Annotated in this window: 11 protein-coding genes; 3 read left to right on the forward strand and 8 right to left on the reverse strand. The window is 45.5% G+C overall.

What is annotated here, in order from left to right:
* Positions 1–667, forward strand: a 667-nt coding sequence (locus KDK16_RS01800; RefSeq protein ID WP_257274394.1) for an ATP-binding protein, incomplete at its 5' end; no start/stop codon positions are given.
* An 85-nt stretch (positions 668–752) separates the two neighbouring features.
* On the opposite strand, the gene KDK16_RS01805 is transcribed toward KDK16_RS01800, so the two are convergent.
* The 3 genes from KDK16_RS01805 to KDK16_RS01815 form a co-directional block, all read right to left on the reverse strand.
* Positions 753–1,133, reverse strand: a complete 381-nt coding sequence (locus KDK16_RS01805) for a VanZ family protein (protein WP_257274395.1) — start codon at positions 1,131–1,133, stop codon at positions 753–755.
* 38 nt (positions 1,134–1,171) lie between these two features.
* A complete protein-coding gene (locus tag KDK16_RS01810; RefSeq protein WP_257274396.1) occupies positions 1,172–1,873 on the reverse strand; it encodes a pseudouridine synthase in 702 nt (233 codons plus the stop codon).
* 199 nt (positions 1,874–2,072) lie between these two features.
* Positions 2,073–2,273 carry a DUF2788 domain-containing protein gene (locus KDK16_RS01815; protein WP_257274397.1) on the reverse strand — a complete coding sequence of 67 codons (201 nt, stop codon included), beginning with the start codon at positions 2,271–2,273 and terminating at the stop codon, positions 2,073–2,075.
* A 189-nt stretch (positions 2,274–2,462) separates the two neighbouring features.
* Here KDK16_RS01815 and KDK16_RS01820 point away from each other — a divergent pair, with 189 nt between their 5' ends.
* The gene (locus KDK16_RS01820; protein WP_257274398.1) at positions 2,463–2,825 is read left to right on the forward strand and encodes a hypothetical protein; all 363 of its coding nucleotides are present in this window, start codon (positions 2,463–2,465) and stop codon (positions 2,823–2,825) included.
* An 86-nt stretch (positions 2,826–2,911) separates the two neighbouring features.
* The gene (locus KDK16_RS01825; RefSeq protein WP_257274399.1) at positions 2,912–4,018 is read left to right on the forward strand and encodes a hypothetical protein; all 1,107 of its coding nucleotides are present in this window, start codon (positions 2,912–2,914) and stop codon (positions 4,016–4,018) included.
* A 4-nt stretch (positions 4,019–4,022) separates the two neighbouring features.
* Here the strand turns inward: KDK16_RS01825 and KDK16_RS01830 are convergent, their stop codons facing one another.
* The 5 genes from KDK16_RS01830 to KDK16_RS01850 all read right to left on the reverse strand — a co-directional run bounded on the left by KDK16_RS01830 (position 4,023) and on the right by KDK16_RS01850 (position 7,110).
* A complete protein-coding gene (locus tag KDK16_RS01830; RefSeq protein WP_257274400.1) occupies positions 4,023–4,628 on the reverse strand; it encodes a YjaG family protein in 606 nt (201 codons plus the stop codon).
* A gap of 119 nt (positions 4,629–4,747) precedes the next feature.
* Complete coding sequence (locus KDK16_RS01835; RefSeq protein WP_257274401.1) at positions 4,748–5,209, reverse strand: hypothetical protein; 462 nt, start codon at positions 5,207–5,209, stop codon at positions 4,748–4,750.
* A gap of 524 nt (positions 5,210–5,733) precedes the next feature.
* Complete coding sequence (gene yeiP, locus KDK16_RS01840; protein WP_257274402.1) at positions 5,734–6,300, reverse strand: elongation factor P-like protein YeiP; 567 nt, start codon at positions 6,298–6,300, stop codon at positions 5,734–5,736.
* Between the two features lie 66 nt (positions 6,301–6,366).
* A complete protein-coding gene (locus tag KDK16_RS01845; protein WP_257274403.1) occupies positions 6,367–6,819 on the reverse strand; it encodes a DUF3301 domain-containing protein in 453 nt (150 codons plus the stop codon).
* A gap of 102 nt (positions 6,820–6,921) precedes the next feature.
* Entirely contained in the window at positions 6,922–7,110 is a 189-nt protein-coding gene (locus KDK16_RS01850; RefSeq protein ID WP_257274405.1) for a hypothetical protein, read from the reverse strand.
* Positions 7,111–7,459 lie beyond the last annotated feature (349 nt).

Here is a 7,459-nt window from a genome sequence, read left to right on the forward strand (position 1 = left end):
AATTTTGCTGAGAAATGTCCCTCACGAGTTACGCTCTCCGTTAACCCGGTTGCAGCTTTCTCTGGCACTTGCCCGAAGAAAAACACCTGAAGCTGAGGCGGAACATGGGCGAATAGAAAGAGAAATCGAGCGTCTTGATGAGTTGATTGGTGAGATTATCCGTTTCTCCCGTATTCAGCATGGTCTGAGTGAAATGGCCTGTGAGCGGGTCAATCTGGAGCAGCTTATCGAGCAATTGGTGGATGACGGTAACTTTGAAGCTCAGGCTCAGAATAAAGGTGTCGATCTCATTAAGAGCCAGCCTATTGAGATTGTTGGAGTGCGTGACTGGCTCAGCAGTGCTGCTGAAAACATCATCCGAAATGCCATCCGATTCACTCCTCAGGGCAGTGATGTTGAGGTGACATTGGAACAATATCGTCGAAATGTAATCATCAAAGTGCGGGATAAAGGTCCGGGTGTTCCCGAAGATGCACTGGAATCCATGTTCGAACCTTTTTTCAGGGTGGATGAAACCCGTGGCAAGGAAAATGATGGGTTTGGACTGGGGACTGCTATAGCGATGAGCGCTATAGCTAATCACGATGGCGCAATCTTCGCCAGAAATGCTCATCCGGGTCTTGAAGTAACAATCAGGATACCCTTGGATCATAAGCACAATGTCTAATTGGGATCGGTCATAAATCAGTCAAATTGCAAGAGTCAAATAGAAACGCTGGGAAAGCTAATGGCTTCTCGCTCGGCTTCCATGTTTAAGACCAGCGCCAGTTGATCAGTGGTACACGCTTCCAGACAGGAATAGTGAAAAAGTAAAGGATAATGCCAGCCAGATCGGCAATCAGATCAGCCCAGGAAAAAAAGCGGTATTCCGTTTGTAATTGCAGCAGCTCAATGAGAAGACCGTAGGCCATCAAGCCACTGACTTTCGATAAGTTGAACGACTGGCTTGGAAGGCTGGCATCGATCAGAAAACCTAACAACAGGAAAGCCGCAAGATGTTGAAGCTTATCGTTCACATCGGTAAGTGGGACTTTATCCAATGGCAATAAGGACAAAACTACAATAGATATCATGGCCAGCAGGAGGCCAGTCCTGGCCAGTGTTGTGTAATGATTTCTGATCAATGTTACCAAGGTGTCCTTCCTGTCGATTCGTAGAAATGGATAGGGACTTATTTTCTGTGACGATTTGAATACCCTTTTCGTGCCTGTTTGTTGGCAATGGTTCGTTTTCTGATAATACTATTTTTTGTTAAAGTCACCTTTAGATCATCAGGTATCTCTGCTTCGCTCCATTTTCCCGGTTTTAGTCCATCCAGTGTCCAATCGCCTATACGGTAACGTATCAATCTTAGGGTAGGGTAGCCAACCGCTGCGGTCATGCGCCGAACCTGTCTATTACGTCCCTCACGAATAGTCAGTTCCAGCCAGCGGTCAGGAATGGACTTACGCTCTCTTATGGGTGGTACTCTTGGCCAGATTGCTGGTGCTTCAATGATTCTGGCTTTGGCAGGAAGCGTCAGACCATCTTTGAGTTCAATGCCTTTTCTCAGTTTCTCCAGTGCCTTTTCATTGGGTATGCCTTCTACTTGAACCCAGTAGGTTTTCTCCATCTTGTGCAGGGGCGAGCTAACCTGATGCTGAATCTGTCCATTGTTAGTTAGCAGCACCAGTCCCTCGCTATCTCTGTCCAGGCGACCAGCAGGATAAACATCGGGAATGGAGAGGTAGTCCCTGAGTGTTGGGCGCCCTTCTGAATCGGTGAATTGTGTCAGCACATCGAAAGGTTTGTTAAACAGAATCAGCCTGGGGGTGGTAGTATGTTCTTTTTTATTCCTTATGGAGCCGGGGGGCTGGTAGGGGCGACCTGACATCTGGCTGAGTCTCGTTAGCTTTGGCTGGTATTGCAGATTATAAAGTTATTGAAACAGAACAAAAGCCCTCAAGTCAGCTCCACACTGAATACTGACTGAGACGCTGTAAACGTTTGACAGGATTAACTGCGAGATGGCCTCTCTCGTCTGGTGTCTTAGAGCAAACCAGCTTTATTTATCGAGTTAGGCAGCCCAAGTTTTAACCGCCAATCGTTTTCATCAAAATGCCTTTTAGGACAAACCCCAGAACACCCAAGCATAAAGCGCCAAAAAGAATGAATGTGCCAAATTTTCCCGCTTTCGACTTTTTAGCCAGATCGTAGACAATAAAACCCATAAACAACACCAGAGCTGTCAGGAGGGCTTTCATCATCAGGCTTTCAAAACTGTCTATATCCATACTTCACTCCAACGAATAAGCTTGCTCATTCTATCTCTGGTGGATTCTATGTCTACACTGAAATAAGAAGAACAGGCCGTTCTGTACATAAAGTGCCGTTCAGCTGGAAAGAATACAGAGTGTCACAGCGATAATGAGCCATTGATCAGGGAGTGCATGGCTGTTACTTAGCCAATAGGAGAGAACCTCATGGCTTCCCGCATCAGGTTAATCGATGTCACCAAGCTTAAGAAGTCGTCCTGGCTTGTTCAGCAGGAATCCGAAGCTGTAGTAAAGACCGCTAAAGCAGGCATTAATCGGCAGAAAGACTTTATGGACTCTGTTGGTATGGATAAAAAGAGACTCCGTGAGTTTATCAATAGTGATGCCTGGCCCACCCATTTCAAGCACAAAGCCCGTCAGGAGTTGATCAAATTCAACGATGAGCTAAAGAGTGATCTTTCTCACGAAGCATCATTGAAACGAAAAGAACTCAGGCAGGCTAATCGACTGTTGAAACCCAAGACAAAATCGAGATCCTCAGGCAGAAGGCATAGGACCGGATTTGTTTAATTGTTTGCAAAGAGCTGCTGGACCGGGCAAAAAAGATTGGGTGCTTTTTTACTGAATATTAATATGGATGACAGGGGCGGCTTTTCATGGCTACCGTTAATGGAGTTAACAGTAATAACAATATTAATGTTGTTGATTCTTCCGAGCTTAGTCAGCAGGACTTTATTTCGGCTGTCTACCTTGAGCGCGGGAATATGCTGGATGCGGAAGTCCGCAGACTGGTCGGTGAGATAGAAACTTCCAACCAGCTGCTGACTAGCGTCAATAATCTGATCAATAAATCCAACATAGCTCAGTATGGCACCAGCCAGTACACGCAGACCACCTGGACCACCAACGGTAACAACATCGTGCTGGATAATGGATACGGTATTGCTATCCGGCCGGATGCTAATGGCAATACTACATTTACTTTGGTGGATGCTGAAGGTAATCAACTCAATTATCAGAATCAGACACTGGTGCCTGTTGCTCAGGGCTCTATTACGGATGCCAGTCAGGTGGGTATACCTGTTATGAATGATATGACTATGGTGCTGGATGATGGTACTGAGATTACCTTTCAGACATCCTCTCCCGGAACCCCCTTTGATCCCTCCAGTTTGTCAGGAGGTCTTGCGGATATCACCGGAATGACGATCACAAGGGGGAATCAAGGGCTCACAGTAACAAATTTGAATACGGCAAATCCTGTTATTGGTACTCCAAACCTGAATGGCACCACTCTGGATGCGGCCAGTAACGATGGTTATGTACTGCTCGAGGCGGGCGGGCTTCATTCCTGGGAGTATGACGGAGTGAATACCAACCAGATGACTCGACAGGATCCGAATGATCCCAGCGCTTCGCTCAGTGGCTACGCAGCACGTAAAGTTGCTTTCCAGAACAGTTTTACGAATGAAGTGACCGGTGGTATGCCTGCATTGACTAAAGAAGAGCGTGATATTCTCAGTAACCTGTTGAAGATCAATTACACTGATGCCAGTGGAAAGGGCCACCTTACACCAGAGGAATGGGCTTCGCTGAAGACATCACTCAACGCTGCAAAAGAAAATCTGACAGGAAGTAACCAATTGCAGACAGTCCAGTTACAGCGCGCGATGGCTACTTATAATCAGAACTATGATGCGATATCCAACTCTCAGAATAAAATCTATTCACTGCTGAAAGATATCATCAATAATTCGAAATGATGGATCACTCAAGGCTGATACCAATGTGACTGATTCCTTCATTTCTGGCCAAAGCCCTGATCTGTTTCATAACGTCCGGGCTTTGTTTGCTTTTGCTGGTTTGATCCAGCACTTCTTCAATAAACGCTATCTGTTGCTGATATAGCTCATGCTGTTCAACATACTGTTGGAGCTCAATCCCTTTAAGCTCTTCAGCTTCTGTATACTTTATGAATTTACCAATGGTGCTCAGTGAGAGTGTCAGGGCACTGGCTGTCTCTGCAGCATCAGGCTCCATAGCACAGTTAACCGCACAAATCGTACTGATAACACTGTCGTAGGCTGGAATGGTGCCAAACATCTCCCACTTATCAAGATCAGGTACATTCGGTTCAAGTTTCTCCAGCAGACGCTCAAAGTTTTTGGCTGACTGGTAGCCTGCGACGTTATCCCAGAGCATATTCAGACAGTGTCGAACGTCTTCAGGGTGACCAAACTCTGTGAGTTCAGCAAACAGGGCAAAATTGGGCCAGCTTCTTTCACAGACGGCGGTTGTTAGCGTTATGAGCTTCCAGGCTGGAAGTTTATCAAGCTGACGCAGGAACTGAGCGTATTGTCTATGTGTGTTCAAAGTGAAATCTCAGGCCAGAATATCTGGACAGGGATTCTAGCGGTATTCCCCCTGGAAGGCACTGCTGAGAAGGAATTCTGGAGTCATAAAGTGCTGTAGCTATGCATTGTAGTCCGTTATCAGAGCTGCCACTTGAAATTAACGGTGAAGGAATCCAGATCATAATCGGAATTAAGTTCAATCATGGAATTATCAAACATACAAGTTTCTGCTTTGACATTGCTGCTGAATCGAACCTTGCCACAGTCTCCAAATTCGAACTCGGTTTTTTCCTTGATGAATTCCATACCTTCCTTGATGGGTCTGGCAACACCAATGTATTCGAGCCCCAGAAATGCAGCACTGGCAGCAGCCTGTTCAGCCAGCTTTTTGGGATCGGAAGCGGCCTTGTACACAAAAGCACTGACTTCTTTCTGATTGATTCCGGACTTTTCCCGAATAGACAACTCAGGCATTCTATTGACGCTTTTTGAGCGGTTGATGGTTCTGGTAGAGAAAGGGTCAATCATTGAAACATCATGCGAGTAAGCTGTACTGTAATGAGAAACTTCAGAAAGGTAATGAGCTTCTGAGTCCGACATTGCCAAAACTGGGAATAGAGTCATCACCAGGCATGACCCCCACTTGCAACATGCATTACAGCTGTTTAAAGACTTGCTTCCATCCATGGTGCTAATCCTTAGTAAGCGCCGAAAACACTTCCATCGAAATTATACTGCCAGTCTATACACCATGCTGGCAAGAGAAAGACCCTTGTAAAGTAAGTTAAGCATGCTCAGGCTAAGGTGCCTTGTATTTCCTGTTTAATATAGCGACATAATATATTTATGTTCTGTCATTATTATACTGTGAAATAATCGCTTCAGAATGGCCATGATGAACGGTGTAAAAAAGAAAATCACTTCGTAATCCATTCCTTGTTTATTGGGGCCACTAATAAGCTGTCTTTGTTTCCATTTATCTGGCTCTATCGGCTGTAGGTTGGTCATCTTGAGCCCGTTGCGGGCTCTTGATCATAAATGACAATGGTGTGTGTATGGGGTTTGTTGTTGAAGGCTGTTACCAGTGCACTGGCAGGCAGTGAACCAGAAGGGATGATCAGGCTCTATGCTCTGGACATGAATTTGCCTGTTTCCGTATTAATCTTGATAATTTCTCCAGTGCTCAGGTATTCCGGAACCTGAACTTCAAGGCCAGTACTCAGTCGTGCTGTTTTGGTACGAGCTGCTGCGGAAGCACCTTTAATAGCAGGAGATGTTTCAATGATTTCAAGAGCGATGGATGAAGGCAGCTCAATAGCCAGTAACTGACCATCCACCAGAAGAGCGGTCAGTCCTTCCATACCATCAGACATATAGGGAAGCTGTTCTGCAATGGTCCCTGAGTTAACGAGATATTGGCTGTAGTCCTCACTATCCATGAAGGTAAACTCATCACCTTCACGATACAGAAAGGAAACCATTCGGCGGAGTAAATCAACATCAGCAAACGGGTCGTCGCCCGTGCAGGTCATCTCCAGCTTCTGACCACCGGGAACGGAACTGAAACGAAACTTGTAGAGGGTTGAGGCACCGCGAGCGGATGGACTCTTGGTTTCATTCTGTCGGACTATGTAGTACTGATTTTCAATCTGAACAATCTGACCTTTCTTAAGATCTTTGGCGTAGGCCATTTATTTCAACCTCAGTTCAAAGGAGTGGGCAAATTCTATCACAGGACCGAAATTGCCTTGAGTTCGTTAATCGTTTTCACGGGATCTGAATGTTGGGGTGTCAATGCTGCCTCGGCAGTTTGTCAGATCGACCGTATTAGACGGGTTGTTATCCCCGGGCAGAGTGTCTTCTGAATACTCTGCAAACATGATCAGGTTCGAAGTTTGCTGTTCTTCAGGGCAGGTGTACTGCAAATCCATTACCTGCAAGTATCTGCCAAGCAAGCGGATATGCCCCGGGTAGCGTTGAATGCCGTTAGAGGTAAATTCAAAATTGAAATCTCTGGCAAGGTGCACCTGACCGTTTGGGCCTCGTTTGAAGCGAGTTGAATAACGAACTACAGTACCATCAAGAAACTGCAAGTTCATTTCCTTGCAGGCGCGCCTGCCATGGACGATAGCGATTTCTCTTGCTTTTGTTGTGTCAGCCCAGTACCAGACAAAAGCCGCCCCAAGTAGGATCCAGATGATAGTGTTCATGAGCGCATTTTATAGTCAGGAAAGGAAGAAAAGCTATGTCTTGTGCGCTTCTTTTACAAGTTGCCAGAAGCTGCAGAGTTTTTTTGAGTCTTCAATTGCAAATCAGTGCAGATGTCTTGGATTGCTGGCCTTACCAATGGGCTTTCCATCCCGATCAATGAGTTTCTCTCTGGCATCGACTCTGTAAATTCTTCGAAAGTATTCTGCTGTCAGGGCTTTCTTATCAGCAAACTGCCTGATGTCTACACCAACCCGGTTGAGGTATTCAAGCATGAAAATGGTATCGGGCACATCAGCCTCCAGTTATTGGCTCCACATAGTGATTCTCCACTACTCAGATAACCCATTCCGGATCCTGTTGAAATCCAAGTCTCAACGGAATTCCAAGTTAGAATAGCACCAGCATGTTTCGTTTTTTTGACTTGAGACATTCTTTTTCCGGCCTTTACAGAGCTTTACAGCCTCCTTATTGTTTCTTATCACTAAATCTCTGAGAGTCTCCTTTTCCTCGTCGCTTGGAGAGGGGCAGTTGATTGTTTGTAAATTTCCGGGTTTTGGTGATTTTATTTGTAGCATTGTTTTTTTTTGGTTTAATTTTCTGGATCAAGTATAAAATCAAAATATTTGACTGATAAAGGAG

This window comes from Endozoicomonas sp. SESOKO4, from assembly GCF_024606275.1.